The 24,450-nt window shown below is 55.7% G+C and carries 32 protein-coding genes; 16 read left to right on the forward strand and 16 right to left on the reverse strand.

Features of this window, described 5'->3' with window-relative positions; translation table 11 throughout:
* From BUQ90_RS12055 to BUQ90_RS17700, 7 genes are all read right to left on the reverse strand, one after another.
* A complete protein-coding gene (locus BUQ90_RS12055; RefSeq protein WP_074205433.1) occupies positions 1 to 330 on the reverse strand; it encodes a hypothetical protein in 330 nt (109 codons plus the stop codon).
* Complete coding sequence (locus tag BUQ90_RS12060) at positions 330 to 629, reverse strand: hypothetical protein (protein ID WP_074205434.1); 300 nt, start codon at positions 627 to 629, stop codon at positions 330 to 332. Before BUQ90_RS12060 ends, BUQ90_RS12055 begins: the two co-directional genes overlap by 1 nt.
* On the reverse strand, positions 629 to 907 hold the full coding sequence (locus tag BUQ90_RS12065) for a hypothetical protein (protein ID WP_074205435.1): 279 nt from the start codon (positions 905 to 907) through the stop codon (positions 629 to 631). Before BUQ90_RS12065 ends, BUQ90_RS12060 begins: the two co-directional genes overlap by 1 nt.
* 27 nt (positions 908 to 934) lie before the next feature.
* Positions 935 to 1,315 carry an envelope stress response membrane protein PspC gene (gene pspC / locus BUQ90_RS12070; protein ID WP_074205436.1) on the reverse strand — a complete coding sequence of 127 codons (381 nt, stop codon included), beginning with the start codon at positions 1,313 to 1,315 and terminating at the stop codon, positions 935 to 937.
* A gap of 1 nt (position 1,316) precedes the next feature.
* Entirely contained in the window at positions 1,317 to 1,613 is a 297-nt protein-coding gene (pspB, locus tag BUQ90_RS12075) for an envelope stress response membrane protein PspB (protein ID WP_074205437.1), read from the reverse strand.
* Positions 1,613 to 2,308 (reverse strand): phage shock protein PspA, encoded by a 696-nt coding sequence (gene pspA, locus BUQ90_RS12080; protein WP_074205438.1) that lies wholly within the window; start codon positions 2,306 to 2,308, stop codon positions 1,613 to 1,615. Before pspA ends, pspB begins: the two co-directional genes overlap by 1 nt.
* 137 nt (positions 2,309 to 2,445) lie before the next feature.
* Positions 2,446 to 2,610 carry a hypothetical protein gene (locus tag BUQ90_RS17700; protein WP_159437100.1) on the reverse strand — a complete coding sequence of 55 codons (165 nt, stop codon included), beginning with the start codon at positions 2,608 to 2,610 and terminating at the stop codon, positions 2,446 to 2,448.
* 175 nt (positions 2,611 to 2,785) lie between these two features.
* Here BUQ90_RS17700 and pspF point away from each other — a divergent pair, with 175 nt between their 5' ends.
* The gene (pspF, locus tag BUQ90_RS12090) at positions 2,786 to 3,835 is read left to right on the forward strand and encodes a phage shock protein operon transcriptional activator (protein ID WP_074205440.1); all 1,050 of its coding nucleotides are present in this window, start codon (positions 2,786 to 2,788) and stop codon (positions 3,833 to 3,835) included.
* 53 nt (positions 3,836 to 3,888) lie between these two features.
* Here pspF and BUQ90_RS12095 read toward each other — a convergent pair whose 3' ends face one another.
* Positions 3,889 to 4,452 carry a urate hydroxylase PuuD gene (locus BUQ90_RS12095; RefSeq protein ID WP_074205441.1) on the reverse strand — a complete coding sequence of 188 codons (564 nt, stop codon included), beginning with the start codon at positions 4,450 to 4,452 and terminating at the stop codon, positions 3,889 to 3,891.
* A 162-nt stretch (positions 4,453 to 4,614) separates the two neighbouring features.
* On the opposite strand from BUQ90_RS12095, the gene BUQ90_RS12100 reads away from it, so the two are divergent.
* Entirely contained in the window at positions 4,615 to 5,220 is a 606-nt protein-coding gene (locus tag BUQ90_RS12100; RefSeq protein ID WP_074205442.1) for a superoxide dismutase, read from the forward strand.
* Positions 5,221 to 5,272: 52 nt separating this feature from the next.
* Here BUQ90_RS12100 and BUQ90_RS12105 read toward each other — a convergent pair whose 3' ends face one another.
* From BUQ90_RS12105 to BUQ90_RS12125, 5 genes are all read right to left on the reverse strand, one after another.
* A complete protein-coding gene (locus BUQ90_RS12105; RefSeq protein WP_074205443.1) occupies positions 5,273 to 5,911 on the reverse strand; it encodes a septation protein A in 639 nt (212 codons plus the stop codon).
* Complete coding sequence (gene ftsY, locus BUQ90_RS12110; RefSeq protein WP_074205444.1) at positions 5,908 to 6,837, reverse strand: signal recognition particle-docking protein FtsY; 930 nt, start codon at positions 6,835 to 6,837, stop codon at positions 5,908 to 5,910. The genes BUQ90_RS12105 and ftsY overlap by 4 nt, the downstream gene beginning before the upstream one ends.
* Positions 6,837 to 8,099 carry a tRNA (N(6)-L-threonylcarbamoyladenosine(37)-C(2))-methylthiotransferase MtaB gene (gene mtaB, locus BUQ90_RS12115; RefSeq protein ID WP_074205445.1) on the reverse strand — a complete coding sequence of 421 codons (1,263 nt, stop codon included), beginning with the start codon at positions 8,097 to 8,099 and terminating at the stop codon, positions 6,837 to 6,839. Before mtaB ends, ftsY begins: the two co-directional genes overlap by 1 nt.
* Complete coding sequence (gene dapF, locus BUQ90_RS12120; RefSeq protein ID WP_074205446.1) at positions 8,096 to 8,902, reverse strand: diaminopimelate epimerase; 807 nt, start codon at positions 8,900 to 8,902, stop codon at positions 8,096 to 8,098. Before dapF ends, mtaB begins: the two co-directional genes overlap by 4 nt.
* 89 nt (positions 8,903 to 8,991) lie before the next feature.
* Positions 8,992 to 10,656: a putative bifunctional diguanylate cyclase/phosphodiesterase gene (locus tag BUQ90_RS12125; protein ID WP_074205447.1), complete on the reverse strand. Its 1,665-nt coding sequence runs from the start codon at positions 10,654 to 10,656 to the stop codon at positions 8,992 to 8,994.
* Between the two features lie 271 nt (positions 10,657 to 10,927).
* On the opposite strand from BUQ90_RS12125, the gene ffh reads away from it, so the two are divergent.
* From ffh to BUQ90_RS12160, 7 genes are all read left to right on the forward strand, one after another.
* Positions 10,928 to 12,391 carry a signal recognition particle protein gene (gene ffh, locus BUQ90_RS12130; RefSeq protein ID WP_074205448.1) on the forward strand — a complete coding sequence of 488 codons (1,464 nt, stop codon included), beginning with the start codon at positions 10,928 to 10,930 and terminating at the stop codon, positions 12,389 to 12,391.
* Between the two features lie 32 nt (positions 12,392 to 12,423).
* A complete protein-coding gene (rpsP, locus tag BUQ90_RS12135; protein ID WP_074205449.1) occupies positions 12,424 to 12,993 on the forward strand; it encodes a 30S ribosomal protein S16 in 570 nt (189 codons plus the stop codon).
* Between the two features lie 3 nt (positions 12,994 to 12,996).
* The gene (gene rimM, locus BUQ90_RS12140) at positions 12,997 to 13,482 is read left to right on the forward strand and encodes a ribosome maturation factor RimM (protein WP_074205450.1); all 486 of its coding nucleotides are present in this window, start codon (positions 12,997 to 12,999) and stop codon (positions 13,480 to 13,482) included.
* Complete coding sequence (locus BUQ90_RS12145) at positions 13,479 to 13,820, forward strand: hypothetical protein (RefSeq protein ID WP_143182848.1); 342 nt, start codon at positions 13,479 to 13,481, stop codon at positions 13,818 to 13,820. Before rimM ends, BUQ90_RS12145 begins: the two co-directional genes overlap by 4 nt.
* Positions 13,817 to 14,566 carry a tRNA (guanosine(37)-N1)-methyltransferase TrmD gene (gene trmD / locus BUQ90_RS12150; protein ID WP_074205452.1) on the forward strand — a complete coding sequence of 250 codons (750 nt, stop codon included), beginning with the start codon at positions 13,817 to 13,819 and terminating at the stop codon, positions 14,564 to 14,566. Before BUQ90_RS12145 ends, trmD begins: the two co-directional genes overlap by 4 nt.
* Complete coding sequence (gene rplS / locus BUQ90_RS12155; protein WP_074205453.1) at positions 14,563 to 14,952, forward strand: 50S ribosomal protein L19; 390 nt, start codon at positions 14,563 to 14,565, stop codon at positions 14,950 to 14,952. Before trmD ends, rplS begins: the two co-directional genes overlap by 4 nt.
* Before the next feature lie 84 nt (positions 14,953 to 15,036).
* On the forward strand, positions 15,037 to 16,062 hold the full coding sequence (locus BUQ90_RS12160) for an aspartate-semialdehyde dehydrogenase (protein WP_074205454.1): 1,026 nt from the start codon (positions 15,037 to 15,039) through the stop codon (positions 16,060 to 16,062).
* 17 nt (positions 16,063 to 16,079) lie between these two features.
* Here the strand turns inward: BUQ90_RS12160 and BUQ90_RS12165 are convergent, their stop codons facing one another.
* The gene (locus BUQ90_RS12165) at positions 16,080 to 16,946 is read right to left on the reverse strand and encodes an amidohydrolase family protein (RefSeq protein WP_074205455.1); all 867 of its coding nucleotides are present in this window, start codon (positions 16,944 to 16,946) and stop codon (positions 16,080 to 16,082) included.
* 1 nt (position 16,947) lies between these two features.
* Entirely contained in the window at positions 16,948 to 17,139 is a 192-nt protein-coding gene (locus tag BUQ90_RS12170; protein ID WP_074205456.1) for a hypothetical protein, read from the reverse strand.
* A gap of 119 nt (positions 17,140 to 17,258) precedes the next feature.
* On the opposite strand from BUQ90_RS12170, the gene BUQ90_RS12175 reads away from it, so the two are divergent.
* The 6 genes from BUQ90_RS12175 to BUQ90_RS12200 all read left to right on the forward strand — a co-directional run bounded on the left by BUQ90_RS12175 (position 17,259) and on the right by BUQ90_RS12200 (position 23,072).
* The gene (locus tag BUQ90_RS12175) at positions 17,259 to 18,473 is read left to right on the forward strand and encodes a GGDEF domain-containing protein (protein ID WP_074205457.1); all 1,215 of its coding nucleotides are present in this window, start codon (positions 17,259 to 17,261) and stop codon (positions 18,471 to 18,473) included.
* A 128-nt stretch (positions 18,474 to 18,601) separates the two neighbouring features.
* Positions 18,602 to 19,249 (forward strand): 2-hydroxychromene-2-carboxylate isomerase, encoded by a 648-nt coding sequence (locus tag BUQ90_RS12180; protein ID WP_074205458.1) that lies wholly within the window; start codon positions 18,602 to 18,604, stop codon positions 19,247 to 19,249.
* Between the two features lie 181 nt (positions 19,250 to 19,430).
* Positions 19,431 to 19,877, forward strand: coding sequence for a GFA family protein (locus BUQ90_RS12185; protein WP_074206397.1), 447 nt, complete (start codon positions 19,431 to 19,433; stop codon positions 19,875 to 19,877).
* Complete coding sequence (locus tag BUQ90_RS12190; protein ID WP_074205459.1) at positions 19,877 to 20,641, forward strand: alpha/beta fold hydrolase; 765 nt, start codon at positions 19,877 to 19,879, stop codon at positions 20,639 to 20,641. The genes BUQ90_RS12185 and BUQ90_RS12190 overlap by 1 nt, the downstream gene beginning before the upstream one ends.
* A gap of 17 nt (positions 20,642 to 20,658) precedes the next feature.
* On the forward strand, positions 20,659 to 21,186 hold the full coding sequence (locus tag BUQ90_RS12195) for a hypothetical protein (RefSeq protein WP_074205460.1): 528 nt from the start codon (positions 20,659 to 20,661) through the stop codon (positions 21,184 to 21,186).
* Positions 21,187 to 21,239: 53 nt separating this feature from the next.
* A complete protein-coding gene (locus tag BUQ90_RS12200; protein ID WP_074205461.1) occupies positions 21,240 to 23,072 on the forward strand; it encodes a M2 family metallopeptidase in 1,833 nt (610 codons plus the stop codon).
* Positions 23,073 to 23,135: 63 nt separating this feature from the next.
* On the opposite strand, the gene BUQ90_RS12205 is transcribed toward BUQ90_RS12200, so the two are convergent.
* The gene (locus BUQ90_RS12205) at positions 23,136 to 23,612 is read right to left on the reverse strand and encodes a peroxiredoxin (RefSeq protein ID WP_074205462.1); all 477 of its coding nucleotides are present in this window, start codon (positions 23,610 to 23,612) and stop codon (positions 23,136 to 23,138) included.
* A gap of 153 nt (positions 23,613 to 23,765) precedes the next feature.
* Here BUQ90_RS12205 and BUQ90_RS12210 point away from each other — a divergent pair, with 153 nt between their 5' ends.
* Positions 23,766 to 24,326 (forward strand): YqgE/AlgH family protein, encoded by a 561-nt coding sequence (locus tag BUQ90_RS12210; protein WP_074205463.1) that lies wholly within the window; start codon positions 23,766 to 23,768, stop codon positions 24,324 to 24,326.
* Positions 24,327 to 24,450 lie beyond the last annotated feature (124 nt).

The raw sequence follows: 24,450 nt of genomic DNA on the forward strand, positions 1-24,450 counted from the left end.
TCAATTGGCCCGCGTGTCGCGCAGCTGTTCAATTTCCTGTGTCAACCGGTGGCTGTCATCGGTCACGATCCGTTCGACATTGGCGAGGCGATCCTTCATCGATCCGATTTCGGCGCGCAGCTCGGCATTCTCGTTTGTCAGCAATTTGACACGTTCAACGGCTTCCTGATCCGTTTTGGGATAGACCGCCTTGCCCCACTGGTTTTCCAGGGGATACCCGTTCTTGATCCGCAACCAGGTTGTGGTGACCCATCCGCCAACCGCAATCAGGGTGATGACGACGGCAAAGGGGAAGATTTCACTCAGCAAGGCAATCTTGTCCGGATCCATCAGTTCTTCTCCCTCAGCGCTTCAATTTCTTCCGCCGTCCGTTTCGCCGGATCGGTGGCAATGCGTTCCAGAACTTGCAACCGTTCCTGCAAGCGATCGATCTTGCCGACCAGTTCTGCATTCTCATTGGACAGCAGTTCAATTTTGCGCTGTTCGTCCGGACCGGCTTTCTCGGTATGACCACCCCATTCATTCTCGAGCGGGTAACCATGTTTTGCCCGGATCCAGCTGCTGACCAGCCAGCCTACGGTGCTGATGGCGACGATGGCGATGACAAATGACGGGCTTCCCCAATCCATTATGCTTTCTCCCTATTGGCTTCTTCGCGAAGCTGTTCGATTTGCTGGGCGGTCTTGACGCCCGGGTCAGTGGCGATCCGTTCCATCACTGCGAGGCGTTCCTGCAGTCGCTTGATGTCCGCATCATGTGAAGTTTTGTCCTGCTGCAGGTCCTGGTTCTGCGTTGCCGCTTCCACGGCCTTTCGGGCTTTCCGCCGACCGAACCACTGGACAAACAGGGTGGCGAAAATACCGACCAGTATGCCTGCGGTGAATATGCCTTCCGGATCTGGTCCCATGTTTCACTCCCTCCCTGATCGTCTCTTTCAGCGCAGTTTCTCAATTTCGTTCGAAAGCTGCGTATTGCTGCTGGTATAATATAACTCCATGTCGGCGAGGCGGCGGTCGATTTCCCGGAAACGGGATTTGACGTCGCGGACGGTCCGGCGCGGCGATTGGCGCACACCTTGCCAGAATTGCTGGTTTTCCCGATCACCGTAGAGCTCAATCGGCTTTGGATCCGCGGATTTGGCTGCAATCCAGTAAGCGACCAATGTCCAGGGAAAGGCGAAAGTTACGGTTGCGATGATGGCAGCCAGACGAACCCAGACCACATTGATGCCTGTATAGTCGGCGATGCCAGCACAAACTCCGCTCCATTTTGCGCGCTGTTTGTCGAGGTAGAATTTGGTTCTCGTGCTGGTCATCTTAGCGCCTTTCTTTCTGGATTTTGTCGAAGTTTTCGAGTGAGGGGCTTTCGGCACCTGGCTTGGGCAGAGCCGCAGACTGGCGCCAGTCCGGATTGTCGGCGGCCATGATCCGTTCGATCGTTTCCATCCGCTCGTCCAGGCGACGAGCCATCGTGTGGAGATCATCAAGCAGTTGCTCGTCTTCGTTGGTGATCGTTGCTGCGGTTTTCCACTTGGTGACATAGTGAAAAATGATCCACGGAAAGGCGATAAACAACATGCCCACTATGATGATGGGGAAAAAGAAATCGTCCATTAGGCGTCGCCCTTGCTATCTGAATTATTGTCTGATTTTTTCATTGCGGCCTTCATTGCTTCCAGCTCGTCATCAACCTTGTCGCTGGTTTCGAGCGCGGCGATCTGGTTTTCCAGCGTCTGCGGTTCGTTACCCATGCCCAGCGCATCGGCGCGCCCTTCGGCAAAATCGACCTGGCGTTCGAGATATTCGAAGCGCGAGAAGGCGTCCTGCACCTTGTCGCCATTATACATTTCACGCAGTTTCACGCGGTTTTCAGCGCTCTCCAGCCTGTTGACCAGACTGCTCTGGCGCGACCGGGCTTCCTGGAGCTTTTTCTGAAGCTTCGAAATATCTTCTTCTGATGCACGCAGCGCATCATCAAGAACCTGAATTTCGACGGTCAGCTGCTCTGCCATATCGGAGGCTTTGCGCTTTTCCATCAGGGCAGCCTTGGCGAGATCCTCGCGATCCTTGGACAAAGCCAGTTCGGCTTTTTCGTTCCAGTCGTCGGTAAGCTGATTGAGCTTGGTGATGTGCCGCTGCATTTCCTTCTGGTCGGCAATCGTGCGGGCAGCTGATGCACGAACCTCGACCAGGGTTTCCTCCATTTCGAGGATGATCATGCGGATCATTTTCGACGGATCTTCCGCCCGATCGAGCATGTCGGTCACATTGGCGGCGATGATATCGCGGGTTCTTGAAAAAATGCCCATATAGCTGCTCCGGATTGGTGGCCTGTAGCCTTGCCTGTAATTGTCCGATCCTTTTATGGGATCGTCCTCGATTTGAAAAGGTGGCCGGGACTTGACTTCGGCAAGGGGGAAGGAAGTAGTCCCGGCCATTTCGTCTGTCATGCCTTGTAGCTGACAGTTGGGGAAGACGCGTTGCTGTCGATGACCGTGGTGCCCTGGGCTTCTGCCGGGCCAACCGCACTGATCAGGATCGTCATGCCAAAAAGCACGACAGAAATGACTGCGGAAATGTCTGTACGGCTCATTTTGGAAAGTGCGGTCATTTTATCCTCCGATTGCATCTGTCTGCGTTTCCTGTCCCTTTCGGGTTCGAAAACAACATTGCAGGAGGCGTGCCAGTTTTATAAATTATTGAAATATAAGGAATAATAGAGAAAGTGGCTGAATAGCGTATAGTAACAATTGCTATTTAGTGGGATTTTCCACTATATATTGGCCATGGAACGGGAAAGTCAGTTTATAGGCGAGTCAGGGGCGTTTCTCGATTCCGTCGAAAAGGCCAGTCGCGCGGCTCCACTGGACCGTCCGGTCCTTGTAATCGGCGAACGCGGAACCGGCAAGGAATTGATTGCGGAACGCCTCCATCGCCTGAGTTCCCGGTGGGATGGCCCCCTGATCACATTGAATTGTGCAGCCATGCCCGAAACGCTTATTGAAGCGGAATTATTTGGTCATGAGGCCGGCGCCTTTACCGGGGCAACCAAAAGCCGGGCAGGGCGGTTTGAAGAAGCTGATGGCGGCACCCTCTTTCTTGATGAACTGGGCACGATGTCCTCTGCCGCTCAGGAACGTCTGCTGCGCGCGGTGGAATATGGCGAAATCACCCGCATAGGTTCGTCGCGTCCCGTTCGGGTGGATGTCCGGATTGTCGCGGCAACCAATGCCGACCTGCCGAAAATGGCAGAAGAGGGGACATTTCGTGCCGACCTGCTCGACCGATTGTCCTTTGAAGTCGTGACGCTCCCGCCACTAAGATATCGCGATGGTGATATTCCGGTACTGGCGGACTATTTCGGACGTCGCATGGCGGCCGAGATGGAATGGCCGTCCTGGCCCGGATTTGGGCATCTGGCATCCGAAGCGCTGGACCGGCACAACTGGCCCGGCAATGTCCGGGAACTGCGGAACGTGATAGAGCGCGCCGTATATCAGTGGAACGATCACAGCCGCCCGGTGGATCATGTCGTGTTTGATCCATTTGAGTCACCCTGGAAGCCGGTACATCAGAAATCGGCTGAGGATAGCGGTGAAAATGAGAAATCCAGCTCTTCGCACGCACAGGAAATACCTGCGGAACCGGTCTCCACAGTTCCGGACTATGCCGCCGTGGACGACATGAAGGAAGCTGTTGAGGCTTTTGAGAAGCGGATACTGGAATCCGCACTGGCAAAATCCCGCTACAATCAGCGTCAGACCGCAAAAGCACTCAATCTAACCTACGACCAGCTTCGGCACTCGCTGAAGCGTCACGATCTGCTGGGATCCTGACCATGAAAAAGGGGGCGCAACGGCCCCCTTTTCCGATTGGTTTTTCGTGAGAATTATCCGCCGTTGAAGCTCACCATGGTGTAGAACATCGGCAAGGACAGCAACGTGTTGGTCCGGGAAGCCATCATCGCCATTTTCGCGGCACCCGCTTTGGCGTCGGCATCTGCTTCGACAATGCCCAGCACCTTCTTCTGGTTGGGCCAGATGATGAACCAGACATTGGCGGCCATAATGATCGCAATCCACATCCCGACACCGATCATCGTGAACGGCGCCTGCAGCGTCAGAGACTCGACCAGATAGCCAGAGAACATCGCGACGAAGAGGCCGGTCACAACGGTCAGCAGCGCCGCCCAGCGGAAGTAGAAAAGCGCTGATGGCGCGATATGCTTCGTCACCGCCGGTTTGGCCTCGTCAGGTATGTTCGGCATCTGGGGAACCTGCACGAAATTGAAATAATAGAGCAGGCCGATCCACAACACGCCGAAAAACAGATGCGCCCAGCGCATGACCGAATTGGGCGTGATCTGGCCCGGATGAAGACCAACCATCACGAGAACAGTCAGTATCAGACTGACCACCAGTACGAGATTGAGATTTCCAAAAAATTTAGCCATTTTACCTCCCCTAGGCGACTTGTAACATGTTCGTAATGTTATGCGCTCAGCAGATTGATGTCACGCAAAAAGCAAAGGATACAATACGGGCATTTGTCCGTGCATCCTTTTGACGGCAATTATGTTTGTTGAGAACCATCAAATTAACGGAGAACCTGTTTCATGACATTCGAACTTCCCCCGCTTCCCTATTCCAGGACTGCATTTGGTGATCTGATTTCCGAAGCCACATTCGACTATCATCATGGCAAGCACCACAATGCCTATGTCACCAAGACAAATGCGGCGATTGAGGGGACCGATCATGCCGACAGGAAACTGTCAGAAATCATAAAGGTCGCCGATGGTGGGCTGTTCAACAATGCCGCGCAGGTCTGGAACCACAGCTTCTACTGGTTATGCCTGAGCCCGGAAAAGAAAGACATCCCGGCAGAACTTGTCGAACGCCTGGTCGCAGATTTCGGATCGGTGGAAGAATTCAAATCCCGGTTTGCTGCCGAAGCGACCGGGCATTTCGCATCGGGCTGGGCCTGGCTTGTACTCAATGATGGCAAGCTGGAAATTACCTCATATCATGATGCGGATACACCGGTAGCGCATGGCGTGGCGCCGCTGCTGACACTCGATGTCTGGGAACATGCCTATTATCTCGACTATCAGAATGCCCGACCTGCCTATGTGTCCGCACTACTGGAAAATGCGATCGACTGGGATTTTGTCGCCCAGAATCTGGATGGCAAAGGGGTGTCCCGTGCCGATCAGGGATGAAGTGATGCCATGATTAGGTGGCAGGGACCTGTCAGGGTCGCTGCCGCCAGCCTCAACTCTCTTCCTTTTCCTCATCCTCTCCGAGATCGAGTCCGTGCTTCATCAGCATCGGGACATTTGCGATTGCGAAAAGGAAGGTGAGGGGAAGCATTCCCCAGAGTTTGAAACCGACCCAGAAGTCCCAGGTCTGGGTGCGCCAGACCAGTTCGTTGAGCAGAGCGGCACCTACAAAGAACAGCGTCCAGCTGATTGTCAGCTTGCGATAGCCTTCATCAGAAAGTCCGGGATAGGCCGTGCCCAGCAGCGCCTTGAGCAGCGATCGACCGGTCCACATGCCGAATATCAGCACCGTGGCAAAAATCATGTAGACGATGGTCGGCTTGATCTGGATGAAGGTCTCATCCTGAAACCACAGGGTGGCGGCACCGAAAAAGGTCACCAGTGCGCCGGAAACCCAGAGCATCGGACTGATCTTTCCCAGCTTCACATAAGACACGACAATCGCGGCGATCATCGCGACCATGAAGGCCGAAGTCGCGGCGAGGATTTTGAGCAGTTTTGGTTCCGGCGTGAACTGATTGACGAGGAAAAACACCAGCAGCGGTCCGAAATCGAGCGCAAAGTTCAGGCCCTTGTTTTCGGCCTGCGGGTTTTTCGTCTGTGGTTCGTTTTGGCTTGCGGCTTCGCTCATTCTTCAATTCCTGCAATTGCGGCGGCCAGGTCGCTCGCTTCAAACGGCCGCAGGTCTTCCATGGTTTCCCCCACACCAATGGCATGGATGGGGAGTTCAAACTGCTTTGCTGCAGCCACCAGAACACCGCCCCGGGCGGTTCCGTCCAGTTTGGTCATCACCAGGCCGGTGACTTTCGCGACCTCCCTGAAAACTTCGATCTGGGACAGGGCATTCTGACCGGTTGTGGCGTCCAGCACCAGCACCACATCATGCGGCGCTTCGGGATTCAACCGGCCAAGAACCCGCCGGATCTTGTCGAGTTCGTCCATCAGTTCGGTGCGATTTTGCAATCGCCCGGCTGTATCCACAATTAACACGTCGATGCCGGTCGCGGTTGCCTGTTTCACTCCTTCATAAACAATGCTGGCGCTGTCGCCGCCTTCCTTGCCGCTGATAATCGGCACGCCGAGACGTTCGGCCCAGACCTTCAGCTGACCGATGGCGGCCGCCCGGAACGTATCGCCAGCGGCCAGCATCACCCCGTAATCCTGTTCGAGGAACAGATGAGCCAGCTTGGCAATGGTGGTGGTCTTGCCCGATCCGTTCACGCCGATCACGAGAATGACCTGGGGCCGGGGAAATGCATCGATTTCCAGCGGAATTGCCACCGGTTCCAGGATTCCGGTAATCTCCTCCTGAATGATCTTGCGCACCGCGTCTTCACTCAGACCCTTTTCAAAACGTTCCTGAGACAGTTTCTCGCGAATGGATGCTGCAGTCGCCGGGCCGAGGTCAGAGACAATCAACGCGTCCTCAATCTCGTCGAGCGTTTGCTCGTCAAGCTTCGCCTTGGTCACCAGGCCGGTCAGATTTTCGGTCAGACGGGAAGAAGTTTTGCTGAAGCCGCCGAATAGTCGGTCCTTCCAGCCAGGCTTGTCATTCATCAGAGAGGTTTTCCAATCAGCTTGTCGTCTTTGCCATGCCGGACCTTCACGGCAATGATCACGCCTTCGGGAACAGGTTCTTCAAAGGCAATATGGGCAAAATTTTCGGAATATCCAGCTTTTCCGCCCCGTTCGGCTAGCACATTTTGAACGGTACCGCACAAGTCTGCCTGAAACTGCCGTTTCTTCTCCGCTATCCTGTCTCTCAGAATTTTGGCCCGCTGTTTGATAGCAGTGCCATCGACCTGCGGCATCCGGGCCGCCGGTGTGCCCTCACGGGGTGAATAGGGAAAGATATGGCCGTGAACGATGTCACAGGCATCGACGATATCGACACTGTTTCGGAACATCTCTTCCGTTTCTGTCGGGAAACCTGCGATGATGTCTGCGCCAATCGCTATTTCCGGTCGAGCTTCCTTCAGCCGCGTGACCATTTCAATGGCCTGCTGACGGGTGTGTCGCCGTTTCATGCGCTTGAGAATGAGGTCATCCCCGGACTGCAGTGACAGATGGACATGCGGCATGATCCGCTTTTCAGAAGTCAGCAGTTCAAAAAGGCGCGTGTCGATTTCGATTCCATCCAGCGATGACAGCCGCAGACGGGGCAGATCGGGAACATGAGTGATGATCCTCTCGACCAGCTGGCCGAGCGTTGGTTGTCCTGGAAGATCGGGACCGTAGCTGGTGACATCCACACCGGTGAGCACGACCTCCAGAAACCCCTGATCCACCAGCTTGCGGATCTGGTCCACAACCTGGCCTGCCGGCACGGAACGGCTGTTTCCGCGGCCATAGGGGATGATGCAAAAGGTGCAACGATGGTCGCAGCCGTTCTGGATCTCGACAAAGGCGCGCGACCGTTCAGCAAAAGCGCTGATCATGTGCGGCGCCGTTTCCTTCACCTGCATGATGTCCGAAACGCGGATGTCCGACTGGTTGGTTTCCAGTCCAAATTTGAAACTGGCGGGATCATATTTGTCAAAATTGCCCACGACAGCGTCCGCTTCGGGCATGTCACCGAACATGACCGGATCGATCTGCGCCGCACAGCCCGTGACCACGATTTTCTTGTCGGGGCTGGCTTTCCGCGCACGCCGGACCGCCTGGCGTGATTGCCGCACCGCTTCGTTGGTCACCGCGCAGCTGTTGATGATAACCAGTTCATCAGCCTTGACATTAGCCGTTTTCAGGCGCTGCCGGATTGTCTCGCTTTCCGCGATATTGAGGCGGCATCCCATACTGACAATATCGGGCCCGCTCATCCGAACTGATCCCAGTCAGTTTCGCCGGTAAAAACATGGGTTGTCGGGCCTTCCATCAGGATCGGTCCACCCTCGTTCCAGCTGATCTTCAGTTCACCGCCCGGAAGATGCACGGAAACCGGACTGGAAACCAGGCCACGGCGGATCGCCGCCACAGCTGTCGCACAGGCTCCAGTGCCACAGGCACGGGTCAGACCGACACCGCGTTCCCAGACCCGCAAATGCACTGTTTCTTCGGTGACATGCGCCACATTGACATTGACCCTTTCGGGAAACAGGGGGTCAATCTCGATCATTGGACCGAGCCGATCGAGCGCAATTTCACTGCTGTCATCCACAAAAAAGATCACATGGGGATTTCCGACATTAACCGCAGCCGGGTCTTGCAAATCTTCCCAGCCAACCGGCATATGGAGTGTGTCCATCGCATAGGAGAGGGGAATGGCGTCCCATTCAAACCGGGGCTCTCCCATATCAACAATGGCACCTTCACCCGTCGCATTTCCCGAAATCAGGCCACCGGACGTCTCGATGGTGGTTTTGTCTCCCAGGAGCTTGGCTACACATCGAGCCGCATTCCCGCAGGCTTCGACTTCTCCGCCATCGGCGTTGAAAATCTGCATGCGGACGTCAGCGGCGTCGGAATTGCGCAAAACAATCAGCTGATCGCAGCCAATGCCATGCTGACGGTGTGCAATGGCCGCCGCCTGGACAGGGCTGAATTCCCATTCTTTCGGGCGCATGTCGACAATGACAAAATCATTGCCCAGACCGTGCATCTTGTGAAAAGCACCCTTGTTCATGGACGCGGATTTAGGGACGAAGCCCGCTCAAGTCCAGCTAATCAGTGCAGCTTTGGGCTTTACCGGTTTCAACCTTCCAATTGGGTTGCTTATCCGGCCTTCCGGGGCTGTTCCTGCAGTTCCGGACTCTCCTCTGCCGAATCTTCAGAAACTGGCGTGACCGGCTCGGGCAACAAATTGCGTTCGGCCAGAAGTTTGCGGGTCTGCTGCATCGACAGCGGACGGCCGTAATACCAGCCCTGGCCTTTGGCACAGCCGATATTCCGCAATTCGTTCTCAATCGCCTTGTCTTCAATGCCTTCAGCAGTGATCGGCATGCCCAGGCTTTCGCCAAGACCGGTAATGGCCTTCACAATCGCGGCGCTCTCCGAGTTTTCCAGAATGGAAGTGACAAAGCTGCGATCAATCTTGATCCGGTCAAAGGGCAGGGCGCGCAAGTGGGCAAGCGAACTGTAGCCCGTGCCGAAATCATCCAGTGAAATGCGAATACCCTGGTTTTTGAGGCTGCCGACAATGGATTGCGCCAGGCTGAGATTTTCAAACAGGGAACTCTCGGTAATCTCGATTTCCAGACGCGTCGGCGGGAAACCGGTTTCAACAAGCAGCTTGACAATTTTCTGGGCGAGCCAGGGATCGAGCAACTGAACCGGAGAAATATTGATCGAAATACTGAGGCTCGGATCCCAGGATTTCCCGTCTTCAAAGGCCTGGCGCATGATGCTGAGCGAGAGGTCGCCGATCATGCCGGTTTCTTCGGCAATCGGAATGAAAACTTCCGGCGAAACCAGACCCTGGGTCGGGGATTCCCAGCGGGCGAGCATTTCAAAACCGGTCAACTTGCCGGTCGCGAGGTCAATCTGCTGCTCGTAATAGGGCACAAACTCGCCAGCGGGGATGCCTTTGCGCATACCGGATTCGATGGTGTTGCGGGTCTGCAGTTCCTGTTCCATCGAGCTATCGAACCAGCAGAACCGGTTGCGGCCCTGTTTCTTGGCTCCATACATGGCGATATCCGCCCGCCGCATAAGAACCTCGACGTCATCGGCTTCATAATCGAAGCGCGACATCCCGATCGACGTCGTCACCACCAGATGATTGCCATTCTCGACAATCGGGGCAGCAATATTTTCGATCAGGTCGTCAGCTATCCTGTCGACCATTTCCGGCTGATCGGGATCAAAAAGAAATGCACAGGCAAATTCATCGCCACCAAGACGGGCAACCAGATTGTTTGTCGGCAGGCTGTGGGCAATACGCCGCGCGACCTCTTTCAGCACTATGTCACCGGCACTGTGACCATGTACGTCGTTCACGGTCTTGAAATTGTCGAGATCGAGCATGAGAAACGCAATGCTCTTGTTTTTCCGCTGCGCTTTCTTGATCATCTCCGACGTCCGCTCCGCCAGACTGCGGCGGTTGAGAAATCCGGTCAGAGGATCAGTAGCAGCGAGAGATTGCGCCCGTTCTTCCGCAGCCTTCCGCTCGGAAACCTCGTTGGTGAGATCACGATAACGCCGCCAGCCAAACAAAATAAGCGCGATGTTGAGCAAGAATGCCGAAACCAGCATCTTGTCGCTGGCCGCACCATAGCCCGAGAGCGAGGCGATGGCATCGGACAATACCGTGCCGCCGGTTCCTACGAACATCAGGATCGCGACGATGACAATGGCGCCGGTGAAGACGTCACGGCGGGCACTTGCAGCATGCTTGTTGCCCCGGTCGGGTGATGCAGACGCTGAGATCTGTGGATCCATGACCTATTCTTTTCCCACTGTTAATGCGGCCTTCCTATGGAGCAAAAAACCTCAATTTCTGGTTAAGATAAGGAAACCACGGCGAAATCAGGGCTTGCAGCCCGGGAGAGTTTCGCCTAAAGCGCGGTTTCACGACTGCCTTCGGGTGGTCAAAAATCAGTTTCGAGTGTAAAACTCACACGTCGGTCAGCGAGGTTTCGCCCACCGGCGTTTTTTGCGTTGGACCATTTTGCGGCCCGGAAAGCTGCGGTTTTGAGAGAAAGGCGGAAACATGTTTGACAAGTTAAGCGACCGCCTTGGCGGAGTTTTTGACAAGCTGCGCGGCCGCGGTGCCCTGAAAGAAGAAGATGTCCGCGCCGCGATGCGAGAAGTGCGGATTGCGCTTCTTGAAGCCGATGTTGCCCTGCCGGTGGTTCGCGAATTTGTTGAAAAGGTCACGGAAAAAGCCGTCGGACAGGCGGTTCTGAAGTCGGTCACGCCGGGTCAGCAGGTGGTCAAGATCGTCAATGACGGCCTCACCGAAATGCTGGGCTCCGAGGTCAGCGAACTGGATCTGGCGGTTGCGCCACCAGCCATTATCATGATGGTCGGTCTGCAGGGCTCCGGCAAGACCACCACGACCGCCAAAATCGCCAAAAGGCTGAAAGACAAGGACAACAAGAAAGTCCTGATGGCCTCGCTCGATGTCAATCGTCCGGCGGCCCAGGAGCAGCTGGCGGTGCTTGGCGAACAGATTGATGCCGCAACCTTGCCGATTGTCGAAGGCCAGCAGCCGGTCGAGATTGCCAAACGGGCGCTGCAGGCGTCAAAATTGCAGGGTTTCGACGTTCTGATGCTCGATACCGCGGGTCGGCTGCATGTCGATCAGCAGCTGATGGACGAGATGAAAGCGGTTGCCGACGTGGCGACCCCGCAGGAAATCCTCCTCGTTGTCGACTCCCTGACCGGTCAGGACGCGGTGAATGTTGCGAAAAACTTCTCTGAACAGGTGGATCTGAGCGGCGTCGTCCTCACCCGTATGGACGGCGATGCCCGCGGCGGTGCAGCGCTTTCGATGCGTTCGGTTACGGGCAAGCCGATCAAATTTGTCGGTGTCGGCGAAAAAATTGATGCGCTGGAGGAATTCCACCCTGAACGTGTCGCGGGCCGGATCCTTGGCATGGGCGATGTGGTCAGTCTTGTCGAAAAGGCGGCGCAGGTCGTTGACAAGGAAGAGTCCGAAGCACTGGCCGAACGCATGGCCAAGGGGCAGTTCGACATGAACGACCTGCGCTCGCAACTGCGCCAGATGACCAAAATGGGCGGCCTCGGCGCGCTCGCGAACATGATGCCAGGCATGAAAAAAGCCAAGGCGGCGATGGCCGGCGGCGCGATGGACGACAAAATTTTGCTGCGCATGGATGCGATTATCGGATCGATGACCAGGGAGGAGCGGGTCCGTCCCGGCCTGCTCAACGCCAAGCGCAAGCGACGCGTCGCCATGGGATCGGGTACCACGGTTCAGGACGTGAACAAATTGCTGAAAATGCATCAGGAAATGTCCAAGGCGATGAAGCGTATCAAGAAAATGGGCGGTATCAAGGGTTTGATGTCGATGTTTGGCGGAGGCGGCGGTGCTGCCGGTGCCGGCATGGGCGGACAGGACGGCGGTCTGGGCGGCATGCCGGGCCTTCCCGACATGTCACCTGGCAATATCCCTCCAGATCTCGCGAATTTGTTGAACAAGAAAAAGTAATCAGAAAGTTTGAATTTTAGAAAGGTTTACCAATGTCAGTTGCAATGAGAATGTCCCGGGGCGGGTCAAAGAAGCGTCCTTATTACAAAATCGTGATCGCCGACGTCCGCGCGCCGCGTGACGGCAAGTTCATCGAACGGATCGGCAGCTACAACCCGCTGCTCGCCAAGGACGACGAAAAGCGCGTGGTTCTGGACGTTGAACGTGCCAAACACTGGCTCGAAGTGGGCGCCAAGCCTTCGGACCGGGTCGCCCGGTTCCTTGATGCCGCCGGCCTGATGAAGCGCGAGCCGCGCAACAACCCGAACAAGGCGAAGCCGGGCGAGAAAGCCACCGAGCGCGCTGAAGAGAAGGCCGAAAAGGCTGCTGCTGCCGAAGAAGCTGCCAAGGAAGCGGCTGCTGCTCCGGCTGAAGAGGCACCAGCAGAAGAAGCACCCGCTGCAGAAGCTGCGGAAGCACCTGCCGAGGAAGCTGCAGCTGAAGAGGCTCCGGCTGAAGAAGCCGCTGCGGAAGAAGCTCCCGCAGAGGAAGCACCTGCGGAAGAAGCCCCTGCCGAAGAAGCCAAGGCTGACGATGCCGGCGAAGAAAAGGCCGAAGGATAATCCTTGGCCGAAGTTGATCCGGACACGTCCGTCCCGCTCGCCGTCATCACTGGCGCGCACGGGGTCACGGGCGAGGTCCGGATCAAGCTTTTCTGCGACAGTCTCGACAGCCTGAAGCAGCACAAAGCCTATAATGGCGGCGCATTGACGCTGAAAAAGGTCAAGCCGCACAAAATGGGCGCGATCGCCCGTTTTTCCGAGATTACCGACCGCAATGCAGCCGAAGCCGCGCGCGGCACCGAATTGTCTGTTCCGCGATCAGCCTTGCCGGCGCTGGACGATGACGAATTTTATCATATCGATATCATCGGCTTGCGGTGCGTATCCGATAATGGCGAAGAACTGGGGAAGGTCTTCGCGATCTACGAATTCGGCGCCGGTGACGTGATCGAGATTGAACGCGCCAGCGGCAAGAAATTCATGATCCCGATCGGCGCGATTGATATGCGCAGCGATCCCGCGATTGTGAAGGCGGAGTTTGTTGAGTGATGGGATTCTTGGGTGGCCTTGTTGGAATTTCCATCATGTTTGCATTGGGATCGGTTGCGGCAAACTTTGTGATTCATGTGCTTCGACCGCAATGGAGCAGCAAAAAGCACATCTTGTGGTGCAGTATGTTGCCGCCTGCGGCGCTGTGGCTACTGGTCACTGTTGTAACACTATTTTCCGGTTTTGAAAGTTTCGATGCTTTCGTTTTGGTACCGAGCATCGTGCTTGCGATCATATTACCGTTTTCTGGCGCATTGGTCGGAATTCCGGTCAGTTGGTTCGTCGTTAAGACAATGAAATGGAAGAAATCCGAGCCACTGGACGATATTTTCAAATGACCTTCCGCACCCAAATCCTGACGCTTTATCCCGACATGTTCCCGGGCCCTCTCGGCACTTCGCTGGCCGGCAGGGCACTGGAGGAGGGAAAATGGTCGCTCGACACGATCAACCCGCGCGATTTTGCCACCGACAGGCATCGCAGCGTGGACGACACGCCTGCTGGCGGCGGTGCGGGCATGGTTTTGCGAGCTGACGTCATGGCGTCAGCGGTGGATCATGCCCTGGCACAGCAGCCAGATGCGCCGGTCCTGGCCATGACACCGCGCGGAAAACCGCTGAAACAGGGGCGTGTGCGGGAACTGGCCGCCGGTCCGGGGGTCACGATCATGTGCGGGCGGTTCGAGGGATTTGACGAGCGGATTTTCGACGCGCGGCCAATTGAAGAGGTCTCGATCGGCGATTATGTGCTGTCCGGCGGAGAAATGGGCGCTTTGGTGCTTTTAGACGCTTGCATTCGGCTGCTTCCCGGGGTAATGGGCGCGGCTTGTAGCGGAGATGACGAGAGTTTCGAAACGGGACTTCTGGAATATCCGCACTATACCCGGCCTCAGAAATGGGAAGGGCGCATCATCCCTGAAGTCTTGCGATCGGGGGATCATGCGAAAATCGACGCGTGGCGGCAACAACGCGCGGCGGAAGATACACGGCTAAGGCGGCCGGATTTATGGGAACGTCACAGGGACGTTCCGGATCAGTCGCCCTCTGGTGCGCAAGAAGAGAATGATAAGGAAGATCGGTCATGAACCTGATCCAGACACTGGAAAAAGAAGCGGTAGAATCCTTTGCAGCTTCCAAAGATATCCCCGAATTTCGCGCCGGCGACACGCTGCGCATCGGTGTACGCGTGGTTGAAGGCCAGCGCGTTCGTACCCAGAATTTTGAAGGTGTGTGCATCGCACGTACCAATCGCGGCATGGGCTCCAGCTTCACGGTAAGGAAAATCTCCTTTGGTGAAGGTGTCGAGCGTGTGTTCCCGCTTTACTCCCCGAATATTGAAAACATTACCGTGGTCCGCCGCGGTGTCGTCCGTCGTGCCAAGCTCTACTATCTGCGTGGCCGGACAGGTAAACGGGCCCGTATTGCGGAACGCCGCGTGAACCAGCCTGCCAAGGGCGCAGAAGCCAGCTAAAGAAAGCTTCTCAACAATTCCAGGCAGCCGGTTCTCCTAAAACGGAAAACCGGCTGTTTTCATATTCAGCACAGGAAAAGTTTCATGGGATACAAAGTCGCAGTTGTCGGCGCCACCGGGAATGTCGGGCGCGAAATGCTGAACATCTTGGCGGAGCGGGAATTCCCGCTTGATGACATCGCTGCCGTCGCCTCACCACGGTCGCAGGGCAGCGAGATCGAGATGGGCGAAACCGGCAAGATGCTCAAGGTCAACAATATTGAGCATTTCGACTTTTCCGGATGGGACATGGCGCTATTTGCCGCCGGGTCCGGTCCAACCAGGCTGTTTGCTCCCAAGGCCGCGGAAGCGGGATGCACGGTAATCGACAACAGCTCGCTCTATCGCATGGACCCGGATGTGCCGCTGATCGTGCCGGAAGTGAATCCGGATGCGATTGACGGCTACAAGGCGAAGAACATCATCGCCAACCCCAATTGTTCAACAGCGCAGATGATGGTCGCACTCAAGCCGCTACATGATGCCGCCACCATCAAGCGGGTCGTTGTGTCGACCTATCAGTCGGTGTCGGGCGCAGGGAAGGGCGGCATGGACGAACTGTTCGAACAGTCCCGTGCGATTTTCGTCGGCGACCCCAAGGAAAACCAGGTCTTCACCAAACAGATCGCCTTCAACGTAATCCCGCATATTGATGTGTTCCTCGACGACGGCTCGACCAAGGAAGAATGGAAAATGGTCGTCGAGACCAAGAAGATCCTCGATCCGAAGATCAAGGTCACCGCGACCTGTGTTCGCGTCCCCGTTTTTGTCGGGCACAGCGAGTCGATCAATATCGAGTTTGAAAAGGAACTCAGCGCCAAGGATGCTCAGAAAATCTTGCGCGATGCGCCGGGCTGCATGCTCGTCGACAAGCGCGAGGACGAGGGCTATGTGACCCCGGTCGAATGCGTTGGCGACAGCGCCACCTACATCAGTCGTATCCGCGAAGACGCGACGGTGGAAAACGGCCTCAACATCTGGTGTGTCAGCGATAATCTCCGCAAGGGCGCGGCGCTGAATGCGGTCCAGATTGCCGAATTGCTGGGACGGAAGCATCTCCAGAAAGGGTGAATTGGGCAGAACGGCCCTCACTCGGCCATGTGATGCCGTCGACGCGTCTCCGGCGACAGTTCCAGAAAATTGGCAGCATTGTCATATAGTATCGCCTGTTTCTGCCGATCACTGAGGCCATCGATCTCGTCCATACGATCCAGAATGAGCTGAAGAGGTACATTATCGGTTCCCAACATGATCCGGTCGCCAAATCCGGCGTTGATCAGCCGCATCAGCGCGGCCTCATATTCTGTGACGGGAAGCATGCTGTTGGTGATCGACAGATCGACATAGACATTGGGATAGTCGGTGAGCAAAGCGATGGTTTCTCTCCACAGTTCCGCAGCTTCACTGCCATCCGATCCGACATGTTGCAGCCAGATTTTCAGATCCGGATGCCGGTCGAGCACTGGCCGTAAATTGCGGGGATTGCCGATCTTTCTGTCATAGAGCGGGCAACAATCGGGGTTTCTGCGGATGGCCTTGCCGGGCGGTGGCCCGCTCCATGTGTGGACACCAACCGGAATGTTCCACTGTTTCGCCAACGCCCAATAGGGTGCCATTTTAGGATCATCAGGCAGAGATCCGTCATAATTGAACATCATTTCATGCAGGGCTTCGATCATTCCCGATCGAATGCTCTGTTCCAGCCAGGCAATATCCGGAAGACCCTTTGTTTCGGGGAAACAAACATATGATGATGGCGCAAGATTTTCGGGACAGGGCATCATCGCCCCAAGCAGGAATCTGTCTCTACCCACGGCATGCCAGGATTCCGCTTGCTCCGGAGAAGTGATCGAAACGAGGGCCAGAACGATATTGTTGTCCGCCAGTTTCGCGAGCGTTGTGGCAGGTGCATCGGGTGTTTCCGAGCTGTCTGCCATCGGCGCGTGAAGGTGCATGTCAATCACCGGTTGTACTTCCGGCGTTGGTTGACATGCCGACAATAACAGGACCGCCAACCACCATATTCTTCGCACGATCGTCTCCGTATTTATCCAGAATGCGTGCCCCCGCACTCGCTTCCATGGGAGGGACTATACAGATAACCAGCACGAAATGGACATTGAGAGTCAGCAAGCCCATGATCGACATGACAGTGGATACACTCGAAAAAATCGCTGTCCCCCGGATTTCTTCGACGCAGCCGCGATTCCTTAAGGCGCCTTTAACTTAATTGGCATAACCCGCTGTGAGGGGGCGCTTGGAGGCAAATGCAAACGCAAATTCTGGGTCTGGTAACACCGCTCATGGCGTTGTTCTTTGCCGCGACGTTCGTGGTGTTCTGGCGGGTGGGCCGGCTGAAGCGACACGTACTTGGCTTCGGCATTGCCTATGCGCTGTCCGCCGTCGGATTCCTGATCACCCATTTCTCGCCAGGCGATGCGGTCTATGTCTTCCACGCCACACAATTATTCTATGCTCTTGGTTCGATCGTCCTGCTGGCCTCGGTCTGCGAGCGCGCCGGAAAACCGCTGCATCTTCCGAGCATGGCGGTTGTTTATGTGATCACCGCCCTGACAATGGGCCTGGCGGTCAGTTTTTCCAACGATGTCGGACCGCGACTGGTAATCGTCAACATGGGCTATGGCGTCATGTTTGCGATGGGCGTGACAACGCTCCTCTCCGCCCGGCGACGCGATGCGTTCGATATTGCGATCATTGCAATTATGGCGTTCCAGACCGCTGATTTTCTCGTACGACCCTCTTTGACCTTGCTGTTTGAACGTTCGATTCCCGCCGAGGTCTATCGGGATTCCATCTACTACTCGCTGATCGGGCTGGTTCTCGGTGTGAAAGGTGTCACTACCGGGATGGTTCTGATCGGTGCGGCGATCGCCGAATGGACTGCCGCGCTGCGTGAAAACAGTGAACGAGATCCGCTAAGCGGGCTGCGTAACCGGGGTTCTTTTGAACAATCGATCCGGGCTCTTCTCTCACGCGCACAAACGGAAGGTCGTCCGCTGAGCCTGGTGGTTGCAGATATCGACCACTTCAAGCAAGTGAACGACATTTGGGGGCATCAGGCCGGCGATCAGGCGATCTCGAATATTGGCAGACTCATTGATGAAATGATTCGCGAAGGTGACACGGCAGGGCGGATTGGTGGAGAGGAATTCTGCATCGCGATCTGGAACTGTGAGAATGATCCGGCTCTTCGATTGGCCGAACGGATCAGACTGGCATTCATGGATATCCAGCATTCCGGTCTGAGCGAAGATATCCGGCTGACCGCCAGTTTCGGCGTGGCCACAGCACGCGAAGGGGAGAGTTACGAAAAACTCTTCGCCCGGGCAGATACGGCCCTTTACATGGCCAAATCGAATGGCCGAAATCGCGTGGAGAACGCCGGAGAGCGCCGACGGGAAGAGGCAGTGCCAGATCAAGAGGCAAAACCGGTGGAATTGAATCGCGCCGCGGCGGGATAATAAGTCAGGTACAGATCTGCTCCTATCCGGAAACCGGGAAACGCGATGGTGTATTCGACACATCCGCCTTTGCCCGGAGTCGACATTCCAACTTGCCTTTTCCCGCCAGCCCGGTGCAGTAATATCTGATGACATTATCTGCCGATCTCTACTGGTCTTTCCGTTCGCCCTACAGCTATCTTGCCACCCGGCGCTATGTGGAGCTCACCGAAAAATACGATCTCGATATCAATCAACGGTTTGTCTACCCGCTGGCGATCCGGGAGCCGGATTTTTTTGAGCGCAACCACCCCAACTGGCTGGGCTATACCTTTCGCGATATTTTCCGCGTGGCCCAATATCTGGGCATTCCCATGGCGCCACCCAATCCGGATCCGATCGTGCAGGATATCGCCACGCGCAAGATTGCCGAAGACCAGCCCTATATTTTCGAACTGACCCGGATGGGGCAAGCTGCATCGCGGCGGGGCAGGGGGCTGCAATTTGCTCACGAAGTCTCGCAACTGATCTGGGGCGGGACTGCGAACTGGCATGAAGGGGATCATCTCGACCAGGCTGCCGAACGGGCCGGGCTGGATCTCCAGGAACTCCGGGCGGAAGCCAAAGCGGAACCGGAACAACTGGATGCCGAAATTGCCGCCAATCAGGAAACTCTGGAAGCGGCGGGGCACTGGGGTGTCCCTACGCTGGTGTATCAGGGCGAACCCTTTTTCGGACAGGACCGGATTGAGATTGCGCTGTGGCGGATGCAGCAGGAAGGATTGCAGGAGCGTTGATCGAAGCGCTACCGGGTTTCCTACTAGGGTGATCCCCGCTACGCTCTGGCTGGTCCGCGATTCTGTCCTTTTTCCTGGTGGAAAAGGTTGAACACGTGTCCAGTTGTTCCAGTTTTACAAGATCACGGAAGCAAGTTTGCAATTTTGGGGGGATGGTGATCATCAAGGATCGCGTAAATTGATGACGGAAGACCATGCCGGAGGCTGCCAATGTGGTGCCGTGCGTTACCATGTCAGCGGTCCGTTGCCCGCGGCCTATGCCTGCCACTGCGGCGAATGCAAGAAACAATCCGCCAGCGCGTTTTCGATGTCACTTCCGATGCCCTTTGACCGGCTTCGGGTCGACGGGACCCCGGCAGTTTTCCAGAGCACAGCCTTTAGCGGCAAGGCCAAATATAACTATTTCTGTTCAGTATGCGGAACCCGTCTCTGGCATTCGGGATCAGCCCCGCCAGATCAGATCACGCTCAAAGCGGGCACTTTGGATAATGATCAGGATATTGAACCGCTCGGCCATTTATGGGTGTCGAAGAAACAGGCCGGGATCTTTCTGGATCCCGACAGCGAACAATATGATACGCAGCCTGATGACGTGGCCACATGGCGCGAAAATCTGGGGAAAGACTGATGAGTGACGAAAGCTGGGATTTCACGTCTTTTGACGGTGTCGGGCTGAAAATCCACGAACTGGGGACAGGTCGACCCGTAATCCTGCTTCATGGCCTGTTTTCCAATGCTGAAACGAACTGGATCAAATTCGGTCATGCGCGAAAACTGGCTTCATCGGGCTTTCGCGTGATCATGCCGGATTTGCGAGCTCATGGCGAAAGCGACGCGCCTCACGATCCGGAAGCTTATCCCCATGACGTTCTGGTGCAGGATACACTGGCACTCATCGCCCATCTGGGACTTGAAGATTATGATCTGGGCGGCTTTTCGCTTGGTGCCCGGACCACGGCCAAACTTCTTGTTGAGGGGGCATCTCCTCGCAAGGCCATATTGGCCGGGATGGGGCTGGAAGGGCTGGCGGGCTGGGAACGCCGGCAGGACTTCTTCCTCGAAGCCATCGCGACCAAAGACACGGCCAGGCGCGGGGATCCGCATTGGCTCGCAATACAGTTCATGAAGAGCCAGAAGATTGATACGGTCGCTGCCGCGCATCTGCTCAGAACCTTTTCGGATCTCGATGCGGACCAACTGGCGGGAATTGAGACTCCGGTCCAGATTCTTTGTGGCACAGAAGACCGGGACAATGGTGACCCGGAAAAGCTGGCAGATTTGCTACCCAATGGAATCAGGACCGATATTCCGGGCACGCACATGAGCAGTGTGACCAAAGCCGAACTCGGGGAAGAGATGGCCGCATTTTTAACCTCAAAAAACAATCTGTAACCGGGGGAGAATAGAATATGTCATCCTTTTTCAGCTGGCGAAATTTCTGGATTTTCTGGTTGAGCGGCCTGACAGTCTTCGCTGTTGTCGTGGCGACCGGTGCACCGCTGATGACTGATGTTGCCCCCGGAGGCATTTTGGATCATCAAAGTGCTGGAAGCGCGGAACGGGTGGATGCCATACAGAAAAGCTGGGCGGATGCCGGACTGCTCAATCATGCCAAATGGTCGATGATCGGCGATCTGATTTTTATCGGCCTCTATACGATTGGCGGCATCATTGGCGGGCGTCTCTTGTGGCAGGATGCCTGGTCGCCTTCACTCAAGAAGCTGGGACTGGCCCTGATCCTGGTCTATTTCCTCTTCGGTCTGACGGATTATCTGGAGACCATCAGCCAGATCATTCAGCTGATCCGACTGCAGGGCAGTGATACGCTGGCCGGATTAGCCGCACTGGCCCAGCCTCCAAAAGTTGCCACGTGGATTATCGGAACAGTCGGCATTGTCATCGCACTGATCTGGTACCGCCGACAAAGACCCGCTTGACCGGCTCCGAAAATCGTTACAGCTTCCGCCACATACAAACAGAGGATGACACCATGAAAACTGCAGCATCAATCCTGGCACTGGCAACATTTGCCATCACCGCTCCGGCCCAGGCGAGAGACCACCAGAATAATGAAACTGCCCAAACACCGTCGGCTGAAGATGCGGAAACATTTGTCCAAAAAACCGAGCAAGAAATGTTCGATTTTTCAGTGGATGCTGCGAAAGTCTACTGGATCAATGCCACCTATCTCAATGAGGATACCGACGCGCTCGCAGCCAAGGCTGGAGCTGAGGGAACGACCATGGCGGTTCAGGCGGCAATAGATGCGGCCCAGTTCAACAATGTTTCGGGTCTTTCTCCGGTCACAAGACGCAAGCTCGACAAATTGCGTGGCGGCATCGTCCTGCCGGCACCGACAACGGATGGCGCGGCAGCCGAATTATCGACCATCGCCACACGACTTCAATCCTCCTACGGCAAGGGCAAGGGCACCTTGAACGGCGAGGAGATCAACGGCTCGGATATTGAAGCGGCCATGGGAACCAACCGCAATCCCGCTGAACTGTCGGAAATGTGGGAAAGCTGGCATTCCAATGTCGGTGCACCGATGAAGGCAGATTATGCCCGCATGGTCGAAATCGCCAACCAGGGGGCACAGGAACTGGGTTTTGCCGATGTCGGTGCAATGTGGCGGTCCGGATATGACATGCCGGCAGATGAATTCGCCGCACTGACCGACGAATTGTGGGGTCAGGTCAAACCGCTTTATGACGAATTGCATTGCTACACCCGAGACAAACTCAACGCCAAATATGGCGATGATGTTCAGGCAAAATCCGGACCGATCCGCGCAGATTTGCTCGGGAATATGTGGGCTCAGGAATGGGGTAATATCTACGAAATTGTGGCACCGGAAGGCGCGGGTGATATCGGTTTCGACACCACGGAATTGCTGACCGAAAAAGGCTATGATGCCATCAAGATGGTCAAGGCCGGAGAACAGTTTTTCTCCTCGCTGGGATTCGACCCGCTGCCGGAAACCTTCTGGACCCGATCGCAATTCACCAAACCCGCGGATCGCGAAGTGGTTTGCCATGCCAGCGCCTGGAACCTCGACAATGTCGACGATATCCGGATCAAGATGTGCATAAAGGTGAATGGAGATGACTTTGTTACCATCCATCATGAGCTCGGTCACAATTATTACCAGCGGGCCTATAACAAGGAGAGCTACCTGCACCTCGATGGTGCCAATGACGGATTCCATGAGGCTATTGGGGATGCGATCGCCCTGTCGATCACGCCGGAATATCTGGTTCAGGTTGGACTGCTTGACGAAGGCAGGTTGCCAAGCGCCGACAAGGATGTTGGGCTGTTGCTGCGTCAGGCGATGGACAAGGTGGCATTTCTGCCCTTCGGGTTGCTGGTCGACAAATGGCGCTGGGGGGTATTTTCCGGAGACATAAAACCGGATGATTATACCTCCGCCTGGCATGGCCTGAAGCTGCAATATCAAGGGATAACGCCTCCGGTCGAACGTCCGGCGGATGCCTTTGACCCCGGAGCGAAATATCACATTCCGGGCAATACACCCTATTCCCGCTATTTCCTTGCGCGAATTTTGCAGTTCCAGTTTTACAAGGCTGCCTGCGATGCGGCAGGCTGGGATGGCCCGCTGCACAGGTGTTCTTTCTACGGAAACAAGGAAGTCGGCGCAAAGCTGAACGCGATGCTGGAGCTGGGGGCCAGCAAACCCTGGCCGGATGCACTGGAAGCCTTTACCGGAACCCGGAAAATGGATGGATCGGCGATGATCAGCTATTTTGAGCCGCTGATGGACTGGCTGAAGGAAGAGAATGCCGGCAAATCTTGCGGCTGGTGAACTTCGGCAGCCGAATTCTTGTCAGCGGGAAGACAAAACAGACTTCCCGCTGACAGTTTTTGATTAAAGCTGATCGAGCATATATTCCGCGGCGCTGACCTTGAAATCGCCGGGGGCTTCCACATTCAGTTCTTCGACCACACCGTCATCTACAATCATGGAAAACCGCTGACCGCGAGTGCCCAGACCAAATCCTGATCCGTCCATTTCCAGGCCACAGGCTTTTGCAAATTCGCCATTGCCGTCGGCCAGCATGGTGACGTCTTCCGACCCGGAATCCTTGTTCCAGGCTCCCAGAACAAAGGCGTCATTCACAGCCGTGCAGGCAATTTCATCGACACCTTTGCTTTTCAGGTCGGCGGCCTTTTCCACATATCCGGGCAGATGCTTGGCCGAGCAGGTTGGCGTGTAGGCGCCCGGCACAGAGAACAAGGCGACTTTCTTGCCCGCGAAATAGTCGGTGGAACTGACCTGTTCCGGGCCATTATCCGTTGCTTTTACCAGATTGACCTCTGGAATTCTGTCGCCTTTGTTGATCATGAGTTTTTCCTTGTTGATTGTGCTGGTCTCAGCGGTTGCGTTTCATATCATGTTGTGGTGACGGGATGGGGAAATTGCAAGCGGTCTGAAGAATCTGCTCGGGCCGCCCAGATTGTCATGGGCAGCATGTCAGAATTCCCCTAACATGGGGTCATGCAGGATCCGATCTATTTCTCCGGACAATTTCTCCTGGCAACACCGGGCATGGCGGACCCGAGATTCGCACGATCGATTATTGCCATCTGCTCCCATGACGAAAATGGTGCGCTGGGCATCAATATCGGCCAGATATCGCAGGACATCACCTTTCATGCCATACTGAATCAATTTGATATCTCTGCAGGTGATTGCCCGGATGAGCTGGTTTATGTCGGCGGCCCTGTGGAGATGCATCGTGGTTTTGTCCTGCACAGTCTGGATTTCAACCTGTCCGAAACACTTCAGGTTGGCAATCGTTGGGGCCTCAGCAGTTCCCTGGAAGTCCTTGAGGCCATCGCCGGTGGAACCGGTCCCCAAAACTGGATGATCGCCACGGGTTACGCTGGTTGGGGGGCAGGGCAGCTGGAAGAGGAGCTCACACAGAACGGATGGTCCGTGACACCGGGTAAGGTTGACTGGCTGTTCCAATCCGGAGATCGTGACAAATGGCAAATGGCCTGGCAAGAACAGGGAATCGACCCCGGGCGACTGTCCGGACAGTTCGGCAGCGCCTAACCCGATCGCAAGCCTGTAATTAATCCGCCGGATAGCAGCACTTCCTTGCTGAATATCTCTTAACCACCAACGTTAGAACATCGCTAATCGCCCCGACACAGTCTGTGCCCGTTCAAAGGAAAGG

It is taken from the genome of Parasphingorhabdus marina DSM 22363 (assembly GCF_900128895.1).
GTDB classification, from domain to species: domain Bacteria; phylum Pseudomonadota; class Alphaproteobacteria; order Sphingomonadales; family Sphingomonadaceae; genus Parasphingorhabdus; species Parasphingorhabdus marina.